This window comes from Priestia sp. 10L35 (genome assembly GCF_056395685.1).
In genome coordinates this window covers 252,500-276,889 of record NZ_JBFTKA010000002.1, presented here as the reverse complement: position 1 = coordinate 276,889, position 24,390 = coordinate 252,500, and the positions used below count along the sequence as shown (strand labels likewise).

At 36.5% G+C, this 24,390-nt stretch carries 26 protein-coding genes; 8 read left to right on the top strand and 18 right to left on the bottom strand.

Annotated features, from left to right (window positions below):
* Nucleotides 1-137: 137 nt before the first annotated feature.
* The 5 genes from AC1DEF_RS07375 to AC1DEF_RS07355 form a co-directional block, all read right to left on the bottom strand.
* On the bottom strand, nucleotides 138-485 hold the full coding sequence (locus tag AC1DEF_RS07375) for a cupin domain-containing protein (RefSeq protein ID WP_097823317.1): 348 nt from the start codon (nucleotides 483-485) through the stop codon (nucleotides 138-140).
* Between the two features lie 103 nt (nucleotides 486-588).
* Complete coding sequence (locus AC1DEF_RS07370; RefSeq protein ID WP_097823316.1) at nucleotides 589-1,056, bottom strand: DinB family protein; 468 nt, start codon at nucleotides 1,054-1,056, stop codon at nucleotides 589-591.
* A gap of 120 nt (nucleotides 1,057-1,176) precedes the next feature.
* On the bottom strand, nucleotides 1,177-1,389 hold the full coding sequence (locus AC1DEF_RS07365; RefSeq protein ID WP_255255701.1) for a DUF3951 domain-containing protein: 213 nt from the start codon (nucleotides 1,387-1,389) through the stop codon (nucleotides 1,177-1,179).
* 175 nt (nucleotides 1,390-1,564) lie between these two features.
* Complete coding sequence (locus AC1DEF_RS07360; RefSeq protein WP_097823315.1) at nucleotides 1,565-1,870, bottom strand: hypothetical protein; 306 nt, start codon at nucleotides 1,868-1,870, stop codon at nucleotides 1,565-1,567.
* Nucleotides 1,871-2,029: 159 nt separating this feature from the next.
* A complete protein-coding gene (locus AC1DEF_RS07355; RefSeq protein WP_074684346.1) occupies nucleotides 2,030-2,470 on the bottom strand; it encodes a helix-turn-helix domain-containing protein in 441 nt (146 codons plus the stop codon).
* Between the two features lie 213 nt (nucleotides 2,471-2,683).
* Between AC1DEF_RS07355 and AC1DEF_RS07350 the strand changes: the two genes are divergently transcribed.
* The gene (locus tag AC1DEF_RS07350; protein WP_097823314.1) at nucleotides 2,684-3,142 is read left to right on the top strand and encodes a hypothetical protein; all 459 of its coding nucleotides are present in this window, start codon (nucleotides 2,684-2,686) and stop codon (nucleotides 3,140-3,142) included.
* A 603-nt stretch (nucleotides 3,143-3,745) separates the two neighbouring features.
* Here the strand turns inward: AC1DEF_RS07350 and AC1DEF_RS07345 are convergent.
* From AC1DEF_RS07345 to AC1DEF_RS07335, 3 genes are all read right to left on the bottom strand, one after another.
* Nucleotides 3,746-4,291: a YxiF family protein gene (locus AC1DEF_RS07345; RefSeq protein WP_097823313.1), complete on the bottom strand. Its 546-nt coding sequence runs from the start codon at nucleotides 4,289-4,291 to the stop codon at nucleotides 3,746-3,748.
* A 109-nt stretch (nucleotides 4,292-4,400) separates the two neighbouring features.
* On the bottom strand, nucleotides 4,401-4,859 hold the full coding sequence (locus AC1DEF_RS07340; protein WP_097823312.1) for a GNAT family N-acetyltransferase: 459 nt from the start codon (nucleotides 4,857-4,859) through the stop codon (nucleotides 4,401-4,403).
* Nucleotides 4,846-6,279: a class I adenylate-forming enzyme family protein gene (locus tag AC1DEF_RS07335; protein WP_097823311.1), complete on the bottom strand. Its 1,434-nt coding sequence runs from the start codon at nucleotides 6,277-6,279 to the stop codon at nucleotides 4,846-4,848. The genes AC1DEF_RS07340 and AC1DEF_RS07335 overlap by 14 nt, the downstream gene beginning before the upstream one ends.
* A 153-nt stretch (nucleotides 6,280-6,432) precedes the next feature.
* Between AC1DEF_RS07335 and AC1DEF_RS07330 the strand changes: the two genes are divergently transcribed.
* Together AC1DEF_RS07330 and AC1DEF_RS07325 are read left to right on the top strand one after the other, a co-directional pair.
* Nucleotides 6,433-6,990, top strand: coding sequence for a biotin transporter BioY (locus AC1DEF_RS07330; RefSeq protein WP_028408399.1), 558 nt, complete (start codon nucleotides 6,433-6,435; stop codon nucleotides 6,988-6,990).
* 14 nt (nucleotides 6,991-7,004) lie between these two features.
* Nucleotides 7,005-8,099, top strand: coding sequence for an acetyl-CoA C-acyltransferase (locus AC1DEF_RS07325; RefSeq protein ID WP_097823310.1), 1,095 nt, complete (start codon nucleotides 7,005-7,007; stop codon nucleotides 8,097-8,099).
* 11 nt (nucleotides 8,100-8,110) lie between these two features.
* Here the strand turns inward: AC1DEF_RS07325 and AC1DEF_RS07320 are convergent, their stop codons facing one another.
* The 6 genes from AC1DEF_RS07320 to AC1DEF_RS07295 form a co-directional block, all read right to left on the bottom strand.
* Nucleotides 8,111-8,767 (bottom strand): MtnX-like HAD-IB family phosphatase, encoded by a 657-nt coding sequence (locus AC1DEF_RS07320; RefSeq protein ID WP_097823309.1) that lies wholly within the window; start codon nucleotides 8,765-8,767, stop codon nucleotides 8,111-8,113.
* A 17-nt stretch (nucleotides 8,768-8,784) separates the two neighbouring features.
* Complete coding sequence (locus AC1DEF_RS07315) at nucleotides 8,785-11,991, bottom strand: DEAD/DEAH box helicase (protein WP_043982772.1); 3,207 nt, start codon at nucleotides 11,989-11,991, stop codon at nucleotides 8,785-8,787.
* Between the two features lie 132 nt (nucleotides 11,992-12,123).
* The gene (locus AC1DEF_RS07310; protein ID WP_097823308.1) at nucleotides 12,124-13,341 is read right to left on the bottom strand and encodes an MFS transporter; all 1,218 of its coding nucleotides are present in this window, start codon (nucleotides 13,339-13,341) and stop codon (nucleotides 12,124-12,126) included.
* On the bottom strand, nucleotides 13,341-13,880 hold the full coding sequence (locus AC1DEF_RS07305; RefSeq protein ID WP_097823307.1) for an NADPH-dependent FMN reductase: 540 nt from the start codon (nucleotides 13,878-13,880) through the stop codon (nucleotides 13,341-13,343). The genes AC1DEF_RS07310 and AC1DEF_RS07305 overlap by 1 nt, the downstream gene beginning before the upstream one ends.
* Nucleotides 13,881-14,019: 139 nt before the next feature.
* Nucleotides 14,020-14,658 carry a response regulator gene (locus tag AC1DEF_RS07300; protein ID WP_097823306.1) on the bottom strand — a complete coding sequence of 213 codons (639 nt, stop codon included), beginning with the start codon at nucleotides 14,656-14,658 and terminating at the stop codon, nucleotides 14,020-14,022.
* A 15-nt stretch (nucleotides 14,659-14,673) separates the two neighbouring features.
* Complete coding sequence (locus AC1DEF_RS07295; RefSeq protein ID WP_097823305.1) at nucleotides 14,674-15,792, bottom strand: GAF domain-containing sensor histidine kinase; 1,119 nt, start codon at nucleotides 15,790-15,792, stop codon at nucleotides 14,674-14,676.
* 336 nt (nucleotides 15,793-16,128) lie between these two features.
* On the opposite strand from AC1DEF_RS07295, the gene AC1DEF_RS07290 reads away from it, so the two are divergent.
* Together AC1DEF_RS07290 and AC1DEF_RS07285 are read left to right on the top strand one after the other, a co-directional pair.
* The gene (locus AC1DEF_RS07290) at nucleotides 16,129-16,467 is read left to right on the top strand and encodes a hypothetical protein (protein ID WP_050691151.1); all 339 of its coding nucleotides are present in this window, start codon (nucleotides 16,129-16,131) and stop codon (nucleotides 16,465-16,467) included.
* A gap of 95 nt (nucleotides 16,468-16,562) precedes the next feature.
* Entirely contained in the window at nucleotides 16,563-16,847 is a 285-nt protein-coding gene (locus AC1DEF_RS07285) for a hypothetical protein (RefSeq protein WP_028408390.1), read from the top strand.
* A 44-nt stretch (nucleotides 16,848-16,891) separates the two neighbouring features.
* Here AC1DEF_RS07285 and AC1DEF_RS07280 read toward each other — a convergent pair whose 3' ends face one another.
* The gene (locus tag AC1DEF_RS07280; protein WP_043982780.1) at nucleotides 16,892-17,449 is read right to left on the bottom strand and encodes a helix-turn-helix domain-containing protein; all 558 of its coding nucleotides are present in this window, start codon (nucleotides 17,447-17,449) and stop codon (nucleotides 16,892-16,894) included.
* Nucleotides 17,450-17,549: 100 nt separating this feature from the next.
* Here AC1DEF_RS07280 and AC1DEF_RS07275 point away from each other — a divergent pair, with 100 nt between their 5' ends.
* On the top strand, nucleotides 17,550-18,527 hold the full coding sequence (locus AC1DEF_RS07275; protein ID WP_097823304.1) for a DMT family transporter: 978 nt from the start codon (nucleotides 17,550-17,552) through the stop codon (nucleotides 18,525-18,527).
* A gap of 46 nt (nucleotides 18,528-18,573) precedes the next feature.
* On the opposite strand, the gene AC1DEF_RS07270 is transcribed toward AC1DEF_RS07275, so the two are convergent.
* A complete protein-coding gene (locus AC1DEF_RS07270) occupies nucleotides 18,574-19,362 on the bottom strand; it encodes a DUF4240 domain-containing protein (RefSeq protein ID WP_097823303.1) in 789 nt (262 codons plus the stop codon).
* Between the two features lie 366 nt (nucleotides 19,363-19,728).
* Between AC1DEF_RS07270 and AC1DEF_RS07265 the strand changes: the two genes are divergently transcribed.
* A complete protein-coding gene (locus AC1DEF_RS07265; RefSeq protein ID WP_097823302.1) occupies nucleotides 19,729-20,157 on the top strand; it encodes a GNAT family N-acetyltransferase in 429 nt (142 codons plus the stop codon).
* 67 nt (nucleotides 20,158-20,224) lie between these two features.
* Here AC1DEF_RS07265 and ilvD read toward each other — a convergent pair whose 3' ends face one another.
* The gene (gene ilvD / locus AC1DEF_RS07260) at nucleotides 20,225-21,901 is read right to left on the bottom strand and encodes a dihydroxy-acid dehydratase (protein ID WP_028408385.1); all 1,677 of its coding nucleotides are present in this window, start codon (nucleotides 21,899-21,901) and stop codon (nucleotides 20,225-20,227) included.
* Between the two features lie 225 nt (nucleotides 21,902-22,126).
* Between ilvD and AC1DEF_RS07255 the strand changes: the two genes are divergently transcribed.
* A complete protein-coding gene (locus AC1DEF_RS07255; protein ID WP_097823301.1) occupies nucleotides 22,127-23,071 on the top strand; it encodes an alpha/beta hydrolase in 945 nt (314 codons plus the stop codon).
* Nucleotides 23,072-23,089: 18 nt separating this feature from the next.
* Here the strand turns inward: AC1DEF_RS07255 and AC1DEF_RS07250 are convergent, their stop codons facing one another.
* Nucleotides 23,090-24,016 carry a manganese-dependent inorganic pyrophosphatase gene (locus tag AC1DEF_RS07250; protein WP_014459925.1) on the bottom strand — a complete coding sequence of 309 codons (927 nt, stop codon included), beginning with the start codon at nucleotides 24,014-24,016 and terminating at the stop codon, nucleotides 23,090-23,092.
* Between the last annotated feature and the right edge of the window lie 374 nt (nucleotides 24,017-24,390).

Here is a 24,390-nt window from a genome sequence, read left to right as displayed (position 1 = left end):
CTAATCCTGTTCTTTTTTGTATATTTGCAATGTAACTTACCATAATCAACGTTATCAGAATTTATTTGTATATATTAAAAGCCATTTAAACCTTATCTTAAATGGCTTTCACAGTATCTATGTTCTTTTTCTTTTATTTACTCATCAATGATGATAGTATCAGCGTTTTGATCCTCGAAACAAAGATTTACAGTTCTTTGTTTAGCTCTGGTTCTATGTATAGTTCCAGCTGGAATAAGTAATGTATCATTTGGTTTTAAAACAACTGTATCCTTGTCTTTAAAGTCAATTAATAATTCTCCTTCTAAAACCATAAATAGCTCATCTGAATTAGAATGGTAGTGCCATTTGTATTCACCTGAAAATACAGCTATACGAAGGCAATGGTTATTAATATTTGATACAGCAAAATTTACATGTTGGTCTTTAATATCTTGTGTAATTTCCTGAAGATTAATCTTTTCTAACTCTAATTTCTCTACCATTACAATTCTCCTTTGATTATCATTAATTAATTTTTATCTTTTATTCTATTACATGTCCTATTAACGAAAACAATATTATTTGTAAATACAAAAGTTATAGACTTCAAATCTTTTTAGTTAATATCTTCTTTATAGATTGAATTACCCCTACATGTAAACCTTCATGATATAAAGTATGTAATAATATCTGTGCAGTATTATCAAATCCTAATAATACTGGATCAACAAGATTTTGATCTAATTCTCTACTAAAGTCTTCCATGATACGATAGGGCTGCTTCTCTAAATGATCAATTAACTCATTTTTTAAAGGAACACAATCGTTCCAAGTAAATGGACTGGAACCATAAGCAAAGTACTCCTTATAAAATGGAGGAAGCTTTAAAGAATTCTTTATTCGTTCATACAGCCATATTTCTTGGTCTACAAATATATGTCCTACATTCCAACGAATTGAGTTATTATGGCTTTCCGGAATAATATCCATAAAATCATCTGGTATCTCTTCAATTAGCTTAAGTGTTTGTTTTCGAGTAAATAACATTTGATTAAATATTATTTTATCCTCCATGTCATCCCCTCACTTCCCTTTATTAGTAAATACCTATTATTTTACTATATCGACAATTTTTAAGCTGTATATCATATACATTATAAGGTCCATTTTCGACACCACAATAAATATCCTTACTCAATTTTTACTATCTCCATTTTCATCTTCTTTTTTAATTTCTTCTTTTTCCTCATGAAATTCCTCAGTAGTTTGGGCAGAAATATAATCAAATGGAGTATAGTAATTGCTTGGTAGTTTTCTTCTGAAAACCGTTTTGATGATTACAATCATGATAGGAACCACTGTAAGTATTAATATAAATAACATTGTAAGATACAATAACGAATTCAATTATTTTCCCCTTATAAGTTCTGACATGTTTTAATTTCCTTATAATTACATTTTAACATGCCGTTAAAGCTTAAACATTAATGAATAATATATACACCCATAGTTACCATAATGGATTTTATCGGCACAAATAAAGGGCCTGAGAATATAAAATCTTCCATGCCCTTTATTTCATTTAAGCCTCTCCTTGTACCTGATCCTTTATCATGACTCCAAATAAAGCAAAGAAGTTTAACACAACTAGAAATCCATAATAAATTCCAAGTCCATCAAAAAATAGAGAGAGAATAGGAAATATAATAGATTCTAAGCCAAATAATATAATAATAATCCCAAATGCTTTAGCAAGCTGCTTTTCGTTCTTAGGTGTAAACATCTTTTCATATCCAGCGATAAAAGTAGTTTTTCCTTTTCTCCATACAAGCTGCCCTCCATAAATAATCAAGCAACTTAAGATACATACCAACAATACTTTCAACATTAAGAAAACACCTTCTTCCTAAACAAGAATTTCATTTCGTGTGTAATATTTCACCATATTATTTTATTTAATAACATGAATATCATATGCAGATCTAGTTTACATAAACACGCTTCTAGGCAACAAAAAAGCTTTGATTCGGATAATCAAAGCTTTTTACTACTGTTCATTGAAATCTTTCTTTATGTTTTTCAAAAATTTTAATATATCTTTATAGAAGCAGATAATCAGCGTTCCAATAATATTTAAAAAAGTAGAAACAATTAAGTTTCCTAAAGCAATACCAAGAAAAATACCAAGAAAGATAATGACTATACCTATATAAAAACCTGGATTCAACATTTCTTCATCGTCAAGCTCTTTGCTTTCATCTTGGTTGTTATCGATTTTTCTTTGTAATGTAGGATCATTCTTAATAAGTTCATCAATGGTAGTTTCGTATATCTCGCTCAACCTTAAAAGATTTTGAATATCAGGATATCCTTTATTATTTTCCCATTTATAAACGGCTTGTCTAGATACATTAATCTGTTGAGCAAGCTCTTCTCTAGACATATTTTTTTCTTCTCTTAACCTTTGTAATTGATCACCCAATCTCAACTAACTCACCTCTATAAACCACTTTATAACAAATCTGTAAAATTAGCTATAAACGCTTTGTAATAAGGTGTAAACAATAGTTAACATAGTGTTTTTTATCAGTAATCAGTAAATTCTGCTCTTCATTTAGCCTGTTTAGCAAAATAAAAATTACGTATATCACCTCTAATTGGAAGAATAATACTATTATCTTTTGATTTGGAGGGATCTATAATGAGGAAAGCACATATCTTAATTGTTAGTAGTTGTTTATGTTCCATCATTCTTGGTTCTGTTAATACTTACGCTTATAAACCAGAAAAGCTTCCCACGTCTCAATCGTCAGAACATTGGAAAGTAATGATAGACAAACCCGATGTTAAGAATTTGAAGGATAATGAGGAGTTTAATACCTATAGTATCGATGTGAGAAACTTAGGTGCACAGGTTTATGATGCTACAGTAGAAATCTATAGAGATGAGCCAAATACAAATACTAAAAGCGAATTAATCACATTTAAAATACCTGATTCACAGAATTTCTTCCATCATCAAAATCAACCTATTTCGGTTAACTCAAAAAAGATTGAAGTAGTTGTAACATGGAAAGAAGAACCCTTTAGAGTTATGAAGGATGGACAGAAATATTCAGCACGAAAGTTTAGACAAACATTTTTATTTCCACAAAATTAAACTTAAAAGCCCTCTTTGTTTAAAGAGAGGCTTTTCTTTATTTATTCTTCATTTAAATAATCACCAATTTCAGAAGGGAAATAGGTATAAATACTTCAATTCCTTTAACACTTTATAATAGATTTAAATATCGCGTCCGCAAAAGTATACTTTTACGAACTTTTGATTTATATAGAAAATCTATCATTTTCACCGTTCGTTTAAGTTTTGAAATAATATACGAACGTTCTCTAAAACACATAAAACTTTGCGAACGTTCTTGTTAGAAAGAAATGATGGATTCAAATCAAATCTTGATAGTGTTTTAGAACAAATAGCTTAAAAATAGTAGGATTCCACATCAAACTTTTAATATAAGTTTTGAAAAAGAAATGGGGCCAGCTTGAGATGAAAAATAATTGATTATAGTCATATCTAAAAAAACACACCTTATTTAATTAATAGTATCTTCTCTCATTATTTCTTTATATTGAAAGAGCTTTATTTACATACGGTGTTTTACACCCTTAATCATGTGGAAACCAATAAGTGCAAAAAAAACTGCACCTAGATTTAAAATAATCAAAGGTGCAGTTTTTATTAAACATTATAATTTAATCTTCTTTATTCAATTCCCCAATAGAAAATTGAGTCCATTCCATACTCATCTTTACTGATGAAAATGCCAAATTTCTCATCAACATTTATAAGTATGAACCAGAAATAAGCTTCAGAATTATTAGCTTCTGTATAATCTAATACACTTTCTAAGTTTTCATAAAAATCTTTTAATTTAATTATTAAATTAGGCAATTGTTCATGTTTTCTACCATTGTAAATTACAACTTTTTGATTGAGATAACCCTTTATTTTGTTTTGAAATTCTTCTAATTCAACTTTTATTCTTTGTTCATCGTGTTCGAAGAATGCCTTAAGTTTAAGCTTTGACGAATAAATAAACTCTAGTTTGTCCAGGTAAACTTTTTCGTTATTTATCTCAAACGATGAAATATATGGAATGCATTTTTTGAAATCTTCTTCAGCTCTTTTTAAGTAGTTTTTTCTCTTTAATTCAGCTATTTTTTCTTTTCTTAAATAGTTATCTATTGTTCTTCTCTCGCTTTTTGTATCCTGAACGATTTTCTGGGTAATGGGTGCTTCTTTGATCATATCTACCTTTTTTATAAGGATTTAACCCATCTACCACGTGAAAATACGGACCTCTTCCATTTGCATTCCAGTACAGTAAAAAATCCGTGGATATAACCCACGGATTTTTTTATAGCTCTTTTTCCAAGCAGTTAACTTGGTTATGATGCAGCGGCTTAGTGGCATACTGTGTAAAACCAAGGCGTTCCCAAAACAGCTTAGCTCTAGGATTTTGAGACAGAACCCCAAGACGTAGAACGGAAATTCCCTCTTCTTTTAGCTTGTCTTCAAATGCTAGATACGCCTGCGTTCCGAAACTGAAATTGTGATAGGCGCTATGAATAATGAAAGCTCCAATCCACGGATGGTCATCGTTTGGATTTTGTTTCATGTAATCAATAACCCCTACGTATGTATCGTCGGCTTTTATAAAGTAACTGTCCGTTTTTCCATTCATATATTCTTTAAAAAGCTCTTCTTCACTCCGCTCTTTTTTGCCGTTTTCTAACACGTTATAAGCTTCGTTTGAATTGATAATCTCTGACACAATATACATCGTGTCAGCTGTAATAGGTTCAAATGAGATCATATGTCTTCCCTTCTTTCTCTGTAAAGTAGCTGTATATCGTTGCTTTATCAATTTTACCATTTTTCATTCGCGGAAAGGACGTTAAAACTCTCCATACGCGCGGGATTTTATAAGCAGATACTCGTTGTATCAGCGCTTGTCTCACATCAGAAAGAGAAATGTTCTCTAAAACAATTGCTGCACCTACTACTTCTGAACGTTCAGCATCTACTACGCTAAAAACGGCTGCTTCGCTAACGCCCGGTATTTGTAAAAGCAGCTCTTCAATTTCTTCGGCATACACTAGACTTCCGCTGCTTTTGATTATGTTTCTGTCTCTTCCTACGATGGTAATGCTTCCGTCTTGAAGCTGAACCGCAATATCGTGTGACGTAACATATCCGTTAAAAAACGAGCGGTTCGTTTCTTCGCTGTCCTTAACAAACCCTTCAAATGCTTGAGTTGTTTTCACGAATAGTGTTCCTTTATCTCCTTTTTCTACTTCTTTTCCACGCTCGTTCAGGATTAAAACGTCTACGCTGTCAACAGGATAGCCTACTGTATGAGGCAGCGTTTCCGCTGTATGTGGTGAAAGCACCGTAACAAATCCCATTTCAGAAGATCCGTAATATTCATACAGATAGGCATTAGGAAATGCTTGTGAAAATTTCTTTCGAACGGAAGGAGATAATTTATTGCCTACTGAAATCACGTTTTTTGGCAGAAGTCGTTTTTCTTTTGGTCTGCTTTGTACATAACGAAGCAATGGCGAAATTAATGCAGGTGTAATGGACATACAGCTAGCTTCTTTGTGAAAAACAGACGAAGGTGTAAACGCTTCTAGCATGATAGCGTGCATACCGCTGCAAAGCGCATGCAAAACTGGGTAAAGCTGGGCAGAATACGAGATATGTAAAGGAACAAGCACCTTGTCGTGTTGCTCTAAAGAAAATATATCCGACCACTCTTGAAATGATGAAGACCAAGAATAATGCGATTTTACAAACCCTTTTGGTCTCCCTGTTGATCCAGAGGTAAATCCAAATAAAAATAGATCGGACAGTGCATTCACTTGCCGTACGGGCAGGATTGGTTTTTCTTTTGTTATGTTAGTTAAAGAAGATGTTTTCCATAGCCAATTTGGGGATTGAATAGAAAAATAGGTATCCACTTCAGCCTCTGTTAGCTCATTATGTAAAAGCATCACAATTCCGCCGGCTTTTAAAATCGCTAAAAATGACACAACAGCATCTGCATTGTTTGGCATACTTAACGCAACGAGCTCTCCTTTTTCCATCCCTTTTTCTTTCAGCTGATTTTCGGCTTTGCATACATGATCCCACATTTGACCGTAGCTTAGCTTATTAATAGAATCCGATAGTGCCAGTTTGCCAGGCGTTTGTTGACACTGATAAAAAATTAGTTCTTCAATTCGTTTCATTACTGCTTAAACTCCCTTTTTCTTTTACTTTTAGTGTACCGTAAATGTACGTTTGAGAAAACAAAATGTAAACTTTAATAAAAATTAAGTTGACTAATTTGAGTTTTATAAGATACGATAGTCATGTTTTATCATACATAGCGGAGGTTTACGATGAAAACAAAAGATATGACGTATGTTGCATTATTCACGGCTATAATGGGCGCTCTAGGACTCGTCCCTCCTATTTTTTTATCCTTTACACCCGTTCCAATTACTCTTCAGCCTATGGGTGTCATGCTGTCAGGAGGAATTCTTGGAGCTAGACTTGGAGCTTTAAGTCAATTTCTTTTTTTATGTTTGCTGGCGGCTGGCGTTCCTTTACTTGCTGGAGGACGCGGAGGAATCGGGGTATTTTTGAGTCCGAGTGCTGGGTATATCATTGGCTATGTGTTTGCAGCTTTCTTTATTGGCTGGACGCTGTCACGATTAAAAAATGTAACGGTTGCAAAGGCATTTGCCGTAAATGTGTTATTTGGGATTGGGTTGGTATATGCATGCGGCATTCCTGTACAGGCACTACAGCTTCACATTCCATTTCTAAAGTCCCTTCAACTAAGCTTTGTTTATCTTCCAGGTGACTGTATAAAAGCAGTGGTCGCGGCTTATCTAATTACAAAAGTTCGAAAAGCAGTAGCGGTACCTGGTCGTTCTAACACGGCTTCTATGTAAGGAAGTGATGACTTATCTATCAAGCAGCAATTGTAAAAGCGAAGCGTACGGTCATTGGAAAAGAAAATGGTCTACTGAAAGATTTTCATGTTCAAGAGCTAACGGCTCCTTTATTAAAGCACCTTAGCGCTGGAATTGAATATGAAATCGATGACATTATTTTAGGGAATGTTGTAGGTCCAGGAGGAAACGTAGCTAGGCTATCCGCTTTAGAAGCAGACCTCCCTTTTTCTATCCCGGGAATGACCATTGATCGTCAGTGCGGAGCTGGCTTAGAGGCCATTCGAATGGCCAGCTATTTGATAAAAGCAGGCGCTGGAACGTGTTATTTAGCTGGAGGCGTTGAAAGTACAAGTACTTCTCCTTTTGAAAAAAGAGCACGTTTTTCTCCTGATAAAATTGGTGACCCTGACATGGGGATCGCAGCAGAAAACGTAGCTCAGCGATACAATATATCTAAAGATCAGCAGGACAGATATTCTCTTTTAAGTCATGAAAGAAGCTGGGAGGCTTTTGAAAAGAGGTTGTTTGAAGAAGAAACGCTTCCTCTGCCAAACGTGATGCACGATGAAGCATTTATGAAAAAACGAAACCTAACAAAGCTGCTGCAAAAAGTCAGCCCCGTCTTTTTAAAAAATGAAGGCACCGTCACCGCAGCCAACAGCTGTGGAATTAACGACGGAGCCTGCATTGCCCTTGTGATGGAAGAGCAAAAAGCACGGGCCTTAGGCTTTCAGCCCGTTTTGCGTTTTATTGACGCTGATATTTCAGGAGTGTCACCTCTTTACCCTGCTATTGCACCAGTTTCTGCGATTAAAAATATCTTGAAGCGAAATTCTCTTACGGTAGATGATATTGACTTATTTGAAATCAATGAAGCCTTTGCCGTTAAAGTTGTCGCTTGTATGCAAGAACTGGGAATATCACAAGAGAAAGTGAATATTCGCGGAGGCGCATTGACGCTAGGACACCCTTACGGAGCATCGGGAGCTATTTTAGCTACGCGTCTTTTTTATGAAAGCAAGCGCCGTGACGTGCGATATGTCATAGCGTCTTTAGGAAGCGGAGGCGGAATAGGAACAGCGGTATTATTTGAAGTAATCAAATAATACCGCTGTTTTTATCTTTTTCTTATCACGTTGTGTTGTATTAAATGTTGCTCAATATCTTCAAATGTCTCAACCGGAACAAATGAAACGTTTTGTTCGCGCAGTAAATCTTGCAAAGAATCTTTTGCAAATGTGACGTCTGCATATTTTGCCGGATGCGAATCCGGCTCGCTGTCTCCAGCAAAATAAATCGTTTCGTATGTCTCTTTTAGTTCTTTAATAACAGTCGATTTATCAATGCCGTAGCGTTCTGAATGCCATCTGTGAGCAGGGTCTAGACGCAAGTGAACGTTGTTTTGATGGAAATAGCCTTCATTCGAATAAACTTCCACTTTTTCAACACCGTATTTATCTAAAATCGGTTTAATATAGTACGTTGTTCCAGCGCTTAAAATATAAAAATCTCCGCCGTTTTCCTGAACAGCTTTAATAAAAGCGGGCACGTATTCATCAATTGGAATATTCGCTACTTCTTCTAAAATTTTCGGTTCTTCTTGATGAATGGATTGAAAAACAGTAGATAAAAAATCAATATCTTTCATTTCTCCTGCTTTCCATCGGCGGAAAAGCTCTTCACCTTCTGGAAAATACTTTTCAATCACAATCCAGTAAAAATCTTTTTTTGAAATTGTTCCATCAAAATCTGATACAAACGCCCATTTTTTCATTCCTTACACGTCCTTTGCTACATACTAAGCAGTTCTCGAAGCTCTTCTTCTGTCAAACTAGAAAGCATTGTTTCTCCCGGCTGAATAACCTGTTCGATGAGTTCTTTTTTCTTTTGCTGCAAGCCGTAAATTTTTTCTTCGATGGTTCCTTGAGAAATAAGCTTGATAACCTGCACAACATTTTTTTGCCCAATGCGGTGTGCACGTCCTGCTGCTTGTTCTTCAATCGCCGGGTTCCACCATAAGTCATATAAAATAACCGTATCGGCTCCCGTTAAATTTAAGCCTGTGCCTCCGGCTTTTAATGAAATTAAGAAAATGTCTTGTTCTCCATTATTAAACCGATCGGCCATTTCCACTCGTTCTTTTGATGGCGTTTGACCGTCTAAATAAAAGTATGAGAGATTTTCTTTTTGGAGCTCTTCTCGAATAATGTGAAGCATGCTTGTAAACTGAGAGAAGATTAACAAACGTTTTCCGTTGGCAACCGCATTTCTTGTAATCTCAAGCAGCTGCTCTAATTTGCTTGAATCCCCTTCATAATTTTCAACGAATAAAGACGGATGACAGCAAATCTGGCGAAGTCTTGTTAATCCTGCCAAGATCTTCATTCGGTTTTTATTAAAATCTTCACCGGCTAAAGATGATTTTAACTGTTCTAAATACCCTACATATAATTCTTTTTGTTCTTTAGTCAGCTCAGATAAATGAGTTGTTTCAATTTTATCAGGCAGTTCTTTTAACACATCCTTTTTTACTCGTCGCAGTAAAAATGGTCTTACAATTCGACTGACCTGCTCCGATGACATGTTTTTAAACTGGCGAAGCCCTGGAAATAAGCCAGGAAGAATGGTCTGAAAAATTGACCAAAGCTCATCAAGTGAGTTTTCAATAGGCGTACCGCTCAGCGCAAAACGTTTTTTAGCTGAAATAGTCCTAACAGCTACTGCTGTTTTCGTTGTATGATTTTTAATACTTTGAGCCTCATCTAGAATTAAAGCATGAAAATGAAGATGCTGATACAAATCGATATCTTGACGCAGCGTTGGGTAAGATGTAATCCATACGTCAGCTGTGCGTTTTAGCTTCTCCTCACGCTCGCTCGGCGTTCCTGTAATGGTTTGAACCGTTAAATTCGGTGCAAATTTTTCCAATTCGTTACGCCAGTTATAAATCAAGGAAGCCGGCACAACAATTAAAAAAGCACTGCTATCTTCATCAAGCTCTTTTTCAGATAGGATATAGGCAATGCTTTGAAGCGTTTTTCCAAGCCCCATATCATCAGCCAGCACGCCTCCTAAAGAGTAGTGAGCCAGAGATTTAAACCACTTAAACCCATTGTACTGATAATCACGCAGTGATGCCTGCAAGGATTCCGGTACTTCCCAATCCATTTCCTCTGGAGATTTGAGCTGTGTAAGTAATCTTTTAAATGCTGAGCCGAACTTAGCCGCTGATTTATCACCCGCACTCATAATCTCTTCCACTTGCATTCCTCTGTATAAAGGTACTTGCAATGAGTTATCCTTTAAGTCTTTCTCGGTTACGTTCAGCTCACGAAACAGATTTTGAATATGCTCAAATCCTTCGTTTTCAAGAGGAATAAACGCACCGTTATCTAGACGATGATAGCTTTTCTTTTCTAAAACAGATTTTAAAACATCTTGAACGGTCTGATGATTAATGTCTCCTAAATCAAAATTAATTTCTAATAATCCATTGCTGTTTTTGATGTCAACCGTTGTTACTGGCGCAGAAAAATCCGTATAAGCATAATCTTTCATCTCATCCGTAATATACACATCCGCTATTTCATCAAGCTTTGGAACAATATGAAACAAAAATTCATATAAAGATGATTCATCTTGATTTAAATACAGCTGGTTTTTATAAATGTTTAAAGGAGCTGTTTCAATTAAATCCATCACGCGGTCTTCTTTTTCTAAATCTCGTATTAAGATTTTATCGTACTTTTCAGGTTGAGGTGAAAATGGATTAATTGAAATCTCCCCATAATGGTACCGAAGCGTCACAAACAGCTGTTCATCTTCCTGGTCAATAAATACTTTTGCTTTTAGTTCAGGTGCAATAATCTGATGGGATACTTCTTTTGCGATATCCACTTTCCCCACTTTTTTTAGTCCTGGAACGACGTGAGATAAAAAATTGCCCATCTGCTCTTCTGCTATAGGTACGACTGGCTTCAAAGGCGCCGTTTTTCGAAGCCCTTCAAGAAGCATGCGCTGATCTTGAGATAGCTCATAAAACGTCCCCTTTAAAAATAGCCACCCGTATCGATCGAAAAACGAAGCTTGATGAAGCTCCGTAAAGTCTAGTTCAAATCCAGCTGCCGGGTGCTTATTTAACTGAAATGAAAAAGGAGCTGAGCTTTCAGCAAAGATAATATTTTCATATGAGTGCCCGTCATGAATAAATGTAAAGTTCCGATCTTTGAGCAATTGAAATAACTCTTTGGCTATGATGGAGGGAATGATTAGTTCTCTGTTATTTGCAGACGAACGATACATGGAATAAGAATTTTTATAAAACGATTCATTTGTCATAATATCCATCAGCAGCTCAATGATTTTCCTATCTTCTTCTATAAAAAAATGTTCCGCTGGGTCATATTCGAAGCGCTTGGTAAATTCGTGAGTTTTAAATTCTTTAGCGTCTGTTAAAAATTCTTGAATGTTTTTTACTACGTACGTCCGATCGACGCCTACTTTCATTTCAAGCGCTACGTACATTCCTTCTGAACGTAAAAATTCTTCTGAGTAAGACTTGCAAATAAATTCCACTTTCAACGGATCTTTATCTGCATACTTTCTGTGGTCGCTTATTGTTTGCTGATAGCTCGAAAATAAGTCGATAAAGTGATTTACATTTTCGTATTCTTTGCTTTGGCGAAAAGGCTTTGTTTTAATTGGCTGCGGCTTTGCTCGCTCATCGCAAATGGTTAATAAAACAGCTACTTCGTGTTTGCATTCTGAAAACTCGTGATAAGCAGGACAATCGCAGAATGAATAAAAAGAATTTCCTTTTTGTTCAACCATTACTGTATACATTTCCGCACCTCGAACGGATGCTGTCCACGTAGTGGTCTGTTCATTGTATTCCAAATCAAGCACACGCCCCTGCTTGTAATACGTGTGCCCTCTATAGTACGTTCTGCTTGAGTACGAATCTTTTAATTGTTCTTTGTTTAATGTTTTATTTATCATCGCTTCACAATCTTCCAATCGCATAACAGTCAATGCTGTTTCTGTTTAATTTCTATTCAGAACAAATAATGTTCAACGTCATAAACGTTGAACATTATTTGTCAATTCCTCTATTATAACATGCAACAGACATTATAAAACACTCTTAAGCAATGCGGACTGTTTTCGCTGTTTTCTTTTGTAGAGTATCCAGCCAGCTCCAGCGGATGATAATAAAAGCAGACTAAGTCCTAAAAAAGCCAGTCCTATACGATCGTTAGCCGTAACGTACGTAAAGAAGAAAATCAGTAAAATTCGAATACCTAACGTGATAAAGCGAAAAAAGCTGTCGACTCTTCCCACGATGATATTCGGTATTTTCTGCATCATAAACGTATTTCGAGCTACTCTTGTACCTGCATTTGCAAAAGCAAGAAGAAACACAATAGAAAAATAAACCGGCAAAAGCTTCATAAAGAAGATGATAGATATTCCGAGTGCAAAAAGGCTTATATTCAGCATAATCGCTAGCTCTGTGCCTATTCTTTTCATAATAGATACGATGAATAACCCTGCCGTTAACGCCCCGAAACCATATACAGCACTTTCAATCCCATATGCTGCTGGACTTGCGTTTAATTCTTGAGTCAGATAAATAGGAAATAAATAGTTCGTCATCATCACAGCGATGAAAGGCATAAAAGAAAGCAGTAAAAAAATAGAGAACGAGCGATTTTCTTTTATAAATGTTAACCCTTCTTTCATAGCAGTGTGTTTCTTGTCGTTTCGTTCCCTGTTTTGTTTATATGGAATACTCAATAGACAAAGAAATGCAGCTATATACGTAGCGGCATCGACTGTTAAAATCCATTGAAGCGACCAACGAGTAATGACTAGACTCGCCAAAGCTCCTGCAAGCATACTCGATAGCTGCCCTTGTATTTCCATGATACTGTTTAATGATTGAAACGCATCTTTTGAAAAAACTTCTTGATTTAAAGCGAAAATCGTTGGATAAAAAAACGTGTAGTAAAGGTTTCCGGTTCCGTACAAAATGACGTAGTGAATCGTTGAATAGTCTGTAACAAAACCGACGATTACAAATAACATGACCGTGATAAAACCTGTCAATTCTACGGTTAACAGCAGTTTCTTTCGTGACATTCGATCAATAAGAACGCCGATATACGGAGTAGCCATAAAGCTAATCACCGTCATAATCAGCATAATCGTACCAAATAGTCTATTTCCATGTGGAGATGCAACTAACAGTAAAGGAATGGCAAGCATCGTAATACCGGAGCCGATAGAGGATAAAACATTAGCAGCTACTACGGCCTGAAAGCGCCGGTCTTTGTAAAGCGCCTTCATCAAACATTTTGCTTAGCTTCTAAAATTTGCTTAGACACTTGTGTATACAGAGTCAGCTCATTAACTAATTCATGAATTCCGTCAGCTGCGTTTTTTCGTAAAGTCCCTTTTTCCACGATGTCTGCAGGGTCTAATACCAACTGCTTAGATAGAACATTCGCATACAAGGCGCGTGTAACGGTTCTAAGGTTATTTAAAGCATTAATGCCTCCTTTTCCTCCTCCTGATACTGCTAAAAGTGCTACGGACTTATGCGCAAAATACGCACTGTTTAAGAAGTCAAACGCGTTTTTTAACGCTCCGCTCATAGCTCCGTGGTACTCGGGCGTCGCAAGTAAAATACCATCCGCTTTTTCTATTTTTTCAATTAGCTCTTGCACTTCTTCTGTTTCATACTGATGAGGTTCACCTGTGAATATAGGAAGCGATAATTGGCTTAAATCTAAAAAAGAACTTTGATAGCTTTTGTGAAGCTCTCTCGTCACTTGTGTTGTTCGACCTGTTTCTCTGGGACTTCCATTGATAATAAGTATGTTCATGCTTATCTACTCCTCTGTCGTTTGGTTATATGTATAGTATAGGGATGGTTGAACTTTTTTTCGTCATGCTATTGGTAGAAAGAAAGCTACCGATATAGACGGAGAAGCACAGAGAAAAACCTACAACTAAAGTCGTAGGTTAGGAAATGCCGTGCTGCACAGCATATAGAGCAGCTTGCGTGCGGTCTTGAACCCCAAGCTTGGATAAAATATTAGATACATGTGTTTTTACTGTTTTTTCTGTAATATGTAAGGAAGCACCAATTTCTTTGTTGCTTTTACCTTTTGCAATTTCTTTTAATACGTCTTTTTCTCGTTTCGTTAAGTGGTCAATAAAATTGACTTTCTTTTCGCTGCTCTTGGTTAACCGTGTTAGCAAGTGTGTGGTGACTTTTGGATGAAGCTGATTTTCTCCATTCATTAGCTTTCGAATAGCGGCTACAAGTTCATCGGGGTCACTTTCTTTTAGCTGATAGCCTGAAGCTCCAGCTTCTAATGCCGGTATCACATGGTCTTGATCCGAAAAGCTTGTTAAAATCATGACTTGTATATGCGGTGCTTGTTTTTTTAATTCTTTTGTTGCTTCGATTCCGTCGAGAACCGGCATCGATAAATCCATTAACACAATGTGTGGTTCTAGGGATATTGCTAACTTTAAAGCTTCCTCTCCGTTAGAAGCTTCTCCTACAATTTCTAAGTCTGGCTGCGTCTGTAAGAAAAAAACAAGCCCTTTTCGGACAACGTGGTGATCATCTGCGATTAGAATCTTTATTTTCATATGCGCTCCTTTCTGTTATGAAAGAGGAATAGATACTTCCACAACCGTTCCGTTTCCTATGCTGCTTGTAACAGATAGATTGCCATTTAATCTGTTTATTCGCTCCTGCATGGTTTTTAACCCAAGCGTCGGCAATTCTGCTGAAGCGCTATATATAAATCCATTGCCGCTATCTTGAATTTTCATACTTACTTGTTCTTTGCTTATATTTACGTTTAAATGTACCTCTGCCGTACCCGCATGCTTTCGGCAATTATTAAAAGCTTCTTGCCCGACTCTCCACAGTGTCTCTTCAATCACAGCAGGCAAAACAGACACTCCTTTAATTTGTTCTTTTACGTTAAGCCCTAGCATTTGACCATAGCTTTTTAACGCGCTGACAATGCCGTTTTCTAATCCTTGAGGACGAAGCTGCCAAATTAATGCTTTCATTTCCACTTGGGCATGCTGAGCGGTTTCTTGGATTAAGGAAAAAGTCTCTTTTAACTGTACATCTTTTGCTAAGCTGCTTCCGGCTTTGGCTGTGACATTAATCGAAAACAACAGCTGATTAACAGAATCGTGAAGATCTTTGGCCAGTCTGTTTCTTTCTTCAATAAGTTTTACCTCTTGCTGAGATTGAGTCAGCTTAATCCGCTTGATAGCCGTGCCAATTTGAAGAGCGACGGATCCTAATAAATCAAGCTCTCGCTGTTCAAAATGAATTTTATGAGGGGCAGCTACATTTAATAATCCAAAGCGCTCATCCCCTGCTTGTAAGGGAACCGTTGCGTGATGAGTAATGTCATGTGTATCCCCCCACTCATGAATGACGGAATCTTCAAGTCTCTTGCACTCCATAATATTAGACGCTTTTTGAAGCCGGCCATCCATATACCGATCAACACACCAGCAGCTTCCGTTACACATAGGCTGAGCGGTTTTGTTTAATAAAGCCGGCGGCAAATGCTGAGCGGCAATCATCTCATGTTTTCCATTTTCGTCAATAAAAAAGATCCATCCTGTTTCTAAATCTGTTATTTGCAGCAGTTTTAAAAGAGCATCGTGAAGCATTGTATGTAAATTAGTACCTTCATTTAAAATCTCGGCAATGTCTTTTAAAATCTTAAGCTCTGAAATATGATCTTTTTCCATAGCCTCTCTCCTATATGATGTATTTTCCATTTTTTATTTTATCACAATTAAAGACGATTCCGGCTCATAGGACGTTATTTTTAAGGTGTTTCCGCTTAGGTATGCAAGAGTTTTTGACATCAATAATAAAAATCCCAAAAAGTATGTCAGGTAGTTTAACAAGTAGCTAGAGTCTTTACGTAAAACGAACTATACTACAGATAATTCACGTAAGAAAAGAAAAAACGAAAGGAAATGAGAAGAAAAAAATATTAAAATTAATACATTGAAAACGCTTCCAAATATGAAGGCATAGTGCTATTATATAATTATTAACAGAATAGGGATGTGAGAAAGATGAATAAATTATTTTTAGAAGAGTTACGATACATTATCTTGTGTGAAGTGCCTATGACAAAGTACCGAGTAGAGCAGCTCCAAGACAAATTTGATCAAAGCCCATACTTAATTAATGAACTTTATCAACTCCTATTCGAAAAGCGTCACATTTTAGCTTTTGTTGATGATATTGAATCATCCCTGTATGACTATATTGTGAATAAAGAAATGATGGATGCTAAAACGTATTATGGAGCTATTACACACGTAGCAAATCTTTTCGGCGAAACGCCTACATATATAAAATGCAAAATAAAAAAATATAGAGAGTCTTCGATTTCAAGTATCAGTGCCTAAAAGTTGCGCACAGCTGATTCAAATAAAAAGCAAAAAAGAAATCCTAGCACAAGGGTTTCTTTTTTGTACCACTAACATATAGGGAGGAAAATAAGATGAAGACATTTTTTATCACGAATCGCTATTCGTTTCTTGAAACGCAAGTAAATGAATACATGCAATCTTTACTGGTGAAAACGCCTGAACAAGTTATTTTATATTTTGAAAGACAAATTCGAAAGTATAAAGTATATTTACAGAAAAAACATCATTATCCAGAGTGTATGGTTCAATCTATCCACCGTTTAATTGAAGAATATTCATTAAGTATCATTAAAGTGAAAAAGTATATTAGCTACCAAAACAAGCTGATGAATAAACAGCTATTAGAGCCGCAGTAAAACGAATCATTTTTTATGGTTCGTTTTACTGCGGCTCTGCCGTTTTACGCCTCATATTTTAGCAGTAAATGCAGAACAGCGGGACGTTCTTCAAGATTTTTGTATGAGTGTACATGACTTCCTTCAAATTTTATAGAGTCAAATTGTTTTAGTTCGTATAGCTCTTCTTCTATTTTCATTTCAATTCTGCCTTCCATTACCGTTGCTACTTCAATTAATCCTTTATGATGAGGTTCGGGATAGTATGTAGCGAGAGGAGAAAGAAAGGCTCGGTACATTTCAATAGTTGAATCTATTTGATTTTGAAAAATAAATTCTACTTTCCACGCTTCGTCCGGTCCTTTGAGAGAAAAACCTTCTCCGCACTTAGATACAGCCACTGAAGGTTCAACTGACACTAATTTAGTTAAAGGGATATTTAAACCTGTTGTTATTTTCCACATTACTCCTAGGGTTGGATTAGTCTCCCCTCTTTCAATTTTCCCTAACGTGAGTTTGCTGACTCCTGTCCTATCTGCTAATTCATCGAGTGTGAATTCTCGCTGTGTTCTTATTTTTCTAAGCTCGTTGCCTACCTTTTTCATCATTTCTTCTGAATGCATTTTTTTCTTCCTTTCTTTTTTATATTATGATACACTTTTTTTGTATATAAGTATACTATAATATACATTTAGGTATTTTTATTAATTAGGAGGAAAAAGTATGAAAGCAATTTTATGGGGGCTTCTCTCGTCTATGTTCTTTTCTGCTACATTTATTGTGAATCGTGCCATGAATGTATCTGGAACAAGCTGGGCTTGGACAGCATCTCTTCGTTTTTTATTAGCACTACCTATTTTACTCATTTTAGTACTTGTACAAAAGAAGTTTACACCATTATGGATGGAAATGAAAAAGCATCCTTTCGCTTGGTTAGGCTGGGGAACTCTTGCAGGAATTGGATTTTATTCATTATTAAGTTTTTCTTCACTTTTTGGACCGTCATGGCTTATAGCTGGAACGTGGCAAGTAACGATCTTGGCAGGTGCGCTCATTTCTCCACTTTTCTATGTAACGATTCAAACTGCAGATGGAAACAAAAAAGTAAGAGGAAACATTCCACTCAAAACGCTTGGTATTTCAACATTTATTTTAGTGGGCGTGATTCTCATGCAAGTTAAAGAAGCTGAAAACATCACGCTTTCACAGTTTGTGTTGGGTTTTCTCCCTGTCGTCATGGCTGCTTTTTTATATCCGCTTGGAAATCGAAAAATGATGGAAGTCTGCAAAGGAAAATTAGATACATTTCAACGTGTTTTAGGTATGGCTATCGGTAGTATACCGCTAAGTATCATCTATGCGATATATGGATTTTATACAACTGGTATGCCAACAGTTCCTCAATTTTCGCAAGCTTTTATATTAGCGATGAGTTCAGGTGTAATTGCGACGATGACTTTCTTTCACGCAACAGACTTGGCAAAAGAAAATTTAGCTTTGCTTGGAGCGGTTGAAGCAACTCAATCGGGCAGCATGATTTTTACCGTTCTTGGCGAAGTGTTTCTATTAAATGGGCGTATGCCAACAGGGATCGCGTTAGCTGGTATGATGATAATTGTAATCGGAATGATCATAAATAGTATGTTAAACAAAAAAACAAAACTATCTCAGACCGCGCCGTCACCCACTCTATCAAAATAAGAAAAGAAGAGATGAAACTCTGTATATAGAGTTTCATCTCTTCTTTTTAGTATTCGAGGTGATTGTTCCAATAGCGACTCCACAGCACAGGGAATCGCATCTGTAAACCGTCCTCATCATCTTCATCCCAATCAAGATCCAAATCTTGCTCATCGTACCATATTGGGTCAAACTGGTCATATTTATCGTAATAATAATCGTTATCTAAACCTGTCTTTTCTTCATAAGCTTCACACGCAACAGCAAGTAATTCTTCTAATTGAGGAGCATAGCCTTCTGCTTCTAGTGGTTGAAGAACAGAAATCATCGTCTCAGGAGATTCAATTGCTTTATAATAAATGTCTTTTCCTTGATATAAAAGCCAGGCTCTAAAATAATCAAAACAATCATCTGAACAACCGCCCATTACAATATAAGCTGCTGCCCACAATGAAGAAGTATAGGATTGATCAAAATGCTGATTTAATAGCTGATCAAAGCGGAAAATGTCTTTTTCAGAACGCTTTGCTAGCGTGGAGCGGAGCCATTCCATTTGCTCGTCGACATCTAATTTTGTCTTCGCTTTTTTTATCAGTTCCCAAAAGAGAGCCTCTGACATCGTACTGTCTTTCATTACTTGCATTGAACAAGTTAAAGGCTTATACCCTTTCTTCAATTTTGCACGAATCAGCTTTTCAGCTTCCGCTTCACAAGCTTCTGCGGAAGCAAACTCTTTCACTTGCATGCGACCGGCTGTATCAACTTTTCCAAAGTGAATGATTAACTTGCTGTCTCTTCTTTCAACTTTCCAAAATTTATTCGATTGCTCATCTTTATACACTAAGGTTATTTGCATGATACATTCCCCTTTTTCATCCTACTACTATTGTGAATATTTCTCTTTTTACAAGTTATGTAGAGCCATGGCGCTTCATAATACATTTTCTTTCCTTTTGTAACATGTTCCAGTTGATTTTAATTCTTTCTAAAGTTTGTTAAAAGCTGAAGGACTATTTTTTGAGCACACTCCGCTCAGCACTTAAATTCAATGCTACTGATACAGTTCAAACAGCGAGAAATTAAAACATCATGTATGTAATATTTCACTTGTTTGTTTTTTGTTGCATTTACAACATTTTGTTTTTCCTTTATACTCTTTTATATCAGATATCTTTATTATACAAAAAAGAAGCATAAATTCGCAGCAAAGGAAGGATTTTCGATGAAAATTAAGCAAGTTACAACAAAAGAGCAGCTTGAAGAAGTATTTCATATACGTAAAACAGTGTTTGTTGAAGAACAAGGTGTGCCATTAAAAGATGAATTTGATGAACATGAGAAAACGGCAAAACATATGTTGATTTACTATAACAATGAACCGGCAGCTTCTGGTAGATTCCGCATAGTAGACGATTACGCCAAAATAGAGCGGATATGCGTATTAAAGGAATTTAGAAAATACGGGCTCGGAAAAGAAGTGGTGGCTAGCTTAGAAGAAGCAGCGAAAAAAGAAAGATTAACTCAAGCTAAGCTTCACGGTCAAGTTCAGGCTGAACCTTTTTATCATAAATTAGGCTATAAGACGGTTTCAGATGTCTTTATGGAAGACGGTATTCCACACGTTATTATGAAAAAAGAATTTTCGTGTTAAAAATGCTTCTTTGCCCAGTTACTTTAATAAAGAAAAAGGCTCTCAGCAGAGAGCCTTTTTTGTACTATTAGATTTTCATAATTCCGCCCGTGCTTGCAGAAGTTACAAGTTTAGAATATCTTGCAAGATAGCCTTTTTTCACTTTCGGCTCAAAGCCTTTCCAGTTTGCTTTTCGTTCTGCCCAAACATCTGGAGAAACTTGAACATTCATCGAACGATCTTCAATGTCAATCACGATGTGGTCGCCATCTTCGACAAATGCTAGTGGTCCGCCTTCAGCAGCTTCTGGAGACGCGTGGCCAATTGATAATCCACGGGAAGCCCCAGAGAAGCGTCCGTCCGTTAATAGCGCTACTTTTGCGCCTAGTCCCATTCCCATAATTTGAGAAGTTGGAGCTAGCATTTCAGGCATTCCCGGTCCGCCTTTTGGTCCTTCATAACGAATGACTACGACATGTCCTTCTTTTACTTTTCCGTTAGCAATACCGTGCAGCGCCTCATCTTGAGACTCAAATACAATTGCTGGTCCTTCGTGGCGAGTAATGCCGTCTTGAACACCGCCTGTTTTAATGATCGCGCCGTCTGGAGCTAAGTTGCCAAACAATACAGCAAGTCCGCCTTTTTCTGTGAAAGGCTTATCGATTGGATGAATAACGTTATAGTCTTTTACATCGCACCCAGCAATGTTTTCACCTAGCGTTTTTCCAGTAACCGTCATCGTATCTAAATGAAGAGCTCCTTCTTTTTTAGATAGCTCGTTTAAAGCAGCCGATACGCCTCCTGCTTCATGTAAGTCTTCAATAAATACATCCGAAGCCGGAGCCAGTTTTGCCAAGTGAGGCACGCGTTCTGCCACTTCATTAATACGCTCTAATGGATACTCAATTTCAGCTTCATTCGCAAGAGCTAGCGTATGAAGAACTGTATTTGTAGAACCGCCTAACGCCATATCTAAAGCAAATGCGTTGTCGATTGCTTTTTCTGTTACGATATCACGTGGTTTTAAATCTAATTTAATTAATTCCATAAGCTGTTTAGCTGATTTTTTAACAAATTCTCTACGTTCAGGAGCAACTGCTAAGATTGTACCATTTCCAGGTAAAGCAAGTCCTAACGCTTCAGCTAAGCAGTTCATTGAGTTCGCTGTAAACATTCCTGAACAAGATCCGCATGTCGGACAGCCGAATTGTTCTAATTCAAGCAATCCTTTATCATCAAGTTTACCCGCTTGATGAGCTCCTACGCCTTCAAATACTGAAGAAAGAGAAATCTTACGACCGTCGCTCGTTACGCCAGCCTTCATTGGTCCGCCGCTAACGAAAACTGTCGGAATATTCAGACGTAATGAAGCCATTAACATCCCAGGCGTGATTTTATCACAGTTTGGAATACATACCATTCCATCAAACCAGTGAGCAGATACTACCGTTTCAACTGAGTCAGCAATGATTTCACGACTTGGTAATGAATAGCGCATACCGATATGTCCCATCGCAATACCGTCATCTACACCGATAGTGTTCATTTCAAAAGGTACGCCACCAGCTTCGCGAATCGCATCTTTTACGATTTTACCAAACTCTTGTAAGTGAACATGACCTGGTACAATATCAATATATGAATTGACAACCGCAATAAACGGTTTGCCGAAATCCTCTTCTTTTACACCAGCTGCACGCAGTAGGCTGCGGTGCGGTGCTCTGTCGAATCCTTTTTTGATCATGTTACTTCTTAATTCTGCCACAATAATTCCCTCCGTATTCATCTAACCTATTAAAAACTGAATCTTTTTAAATTGTTTAATAATTTTTAATATAAATACTAATTTAACAAATCACATAATGGTTTGTAAAGGTTTATGACAAAATAATCATTTTTTATTTCAAAATAGTAAAATCACCTGCATAAATTAGTATAATATATACATATATCCCTTATTTTACAGGAAAGCAGAAGGTGGATGCTGAGCATGAAACAATCCTTTTACTACAGAGGTCATCAGGAAAAAGAAATATTTGCACAAAAATGGGATGTTGAAAACAATTCTGCAAAAGGCGTTGTTCAAATAGCCCATGGGATGGCCGAACATATTGGACGCTACGAATACTTTGCTAGTGTATTAACTCAACATGGCTACATCGTATATGGAAATGATCACCGCGGTCACGGTCAAACAGCTTTAAAAGATGAAGAAAAGCGTTTTTTTGCTGAAGAAAATGGTTTTGACACCGTAGTTTACGACATGATTGCTCTGACTAAGCACATTTCAACGGAACATTCCGGCTTACCAATCTTTCTTTTCGGTCACAGCATGGGTTCTTTTCTAACGAGAAGATATATTCAATTGAATACAGAGCACATTCATGGTGTGATGCTCTCAGGTACTGGCAGCATTCCTTCTCTTTCACTGAAGGGCGGCATATTAGCTGCGAAAATAGAGAAAAAAAGAAAAGGGTTACGATCTGCTAGTCCATTGCTTGATAAACTTTCTTTTGGACAGTATAACAAATCCTTTCATCCTGCTCGAACACCTTTTGATTGGTTAAGTCAAGATAATGAGGCTGTAGATTTATATGTAAATGACCCTTACTGCGGAGGAGTTTTCACAGCGGGATTTTTCTATGACTTATTAACAGGAATCAAACAAATCTCTAACTTAGCTAATATAAAGCTAGTACCATCAAACCTGCCTGTTTATTTAATATCTGGAGAACATGATCCAGTAGGCAGCTATACAAAAGGGGTACTCAAAGTATATAACGACTTTAAAAAAGCCGGATTGCAGGACGTAAGCTACCGCTTTTTTACACAGTGCCGTCATGAGTTGCTTAATGAATTAATTAAAGATGAAGTGATAGAAGATATACTAAATTGGCTTGACGTGCATATGGACAAAAAAACGGTTCGTGTCTAAACACGAACCGTTTTTTTATTAAGCAAATACAGATGTTAATACAGGAACTACTTGCTTTTTACGTGATACAACGCCTTCTAAGACAGCTGTATTGTTTTCAAGCGTTACGTTGTATGCTTCTTCTACTTTTGAAGCAGCAGAGCCTAGTGCTAATGCAGTAGAGTTGCTGTTTAAAATATCTGTAACAACTAAAAGGAATAATTGTAATCCTTTTTCTTCGATTGTTTTAGTAATAGCTTCTTCCAATTCAACTTTGCGCACTAAAACGTCGTTTACATCAATTGCATTCACTTGTGCAATTTCTACTTTACTTGTACCCATGCTGAATTCTTTAGCATCTAATGAAATTAATTGTGAAGCTGTTTTATCGCCTAAGTCAGCTCCAGCTTTCAGCATTGCTAATCCGTACTCTTCTGCATCTACACCTGCAATTTCCGCTAATTCTTTAGCAGCTGCAACGTCTTGGTCTGTGCAAGTTGGTGATTTGAATAATAAAGAATCAGAAATGATAGCTGATAGCATAAGACCTGCGATGTTAGGTTCAATTTCTACGCCGTTTTCTTTATACATCTTGTTTAAGATCGTTGCCGTACATCCAACTGGCTCTGCACGATAGTATAAAGGATCTGCTGTTTCAAAGTTAGCAATACGGTGATGATCAATTACTTCAAGCACACGAACTTGATCAATATCGTTTGCACTTTGCTGGCGTTCGTTGTGGTCCACTAAAATAACTTCATTTGTTTCTTTAGATACTTCATCAACGAAACGTGGTAGTTCAGCGTTGAACTTTTCAAGAGCAAATTGCGTTTCACCGTTAATATCGCCTAATCGAATTGGTTCAGCGTCTACACCTAATTTATTCTTTAAATCAGCGTATGCAATTGCAGAACAGATTGTATCTGTGTCAGGATTTTTATGTCCAAAAATTAACGTCTTTGCCATCTTAAATCTCTCTCCTTCTTACGTATGTAAATAGCATTCTTGCGTAAAGTTAGTTAATTCGTTCACGCAACATTGCCATTTTAACATAAACTTTTACATTATTTTAATTTTTTTGCGAAAAATGATGTTCATCCGCAGATATTTTGCCATTTTGTATCTTTTTCATAGTAAAAACACCTCTATTTCCGATATAAATAGAGGGTTTTATAGGTTCATTATATAAAAATTAGTGATAAAACACAACCCGTCTCTTCATCACTTGATAGCTAACTTAAACGCAGTATCTTGCCAATTTTTATAAAGAAAAAGTAAGGAAGCAGTGACTATTATTAAAGAGAATATGTATTATTTTGCCCTTGTTTATATAAAATAAC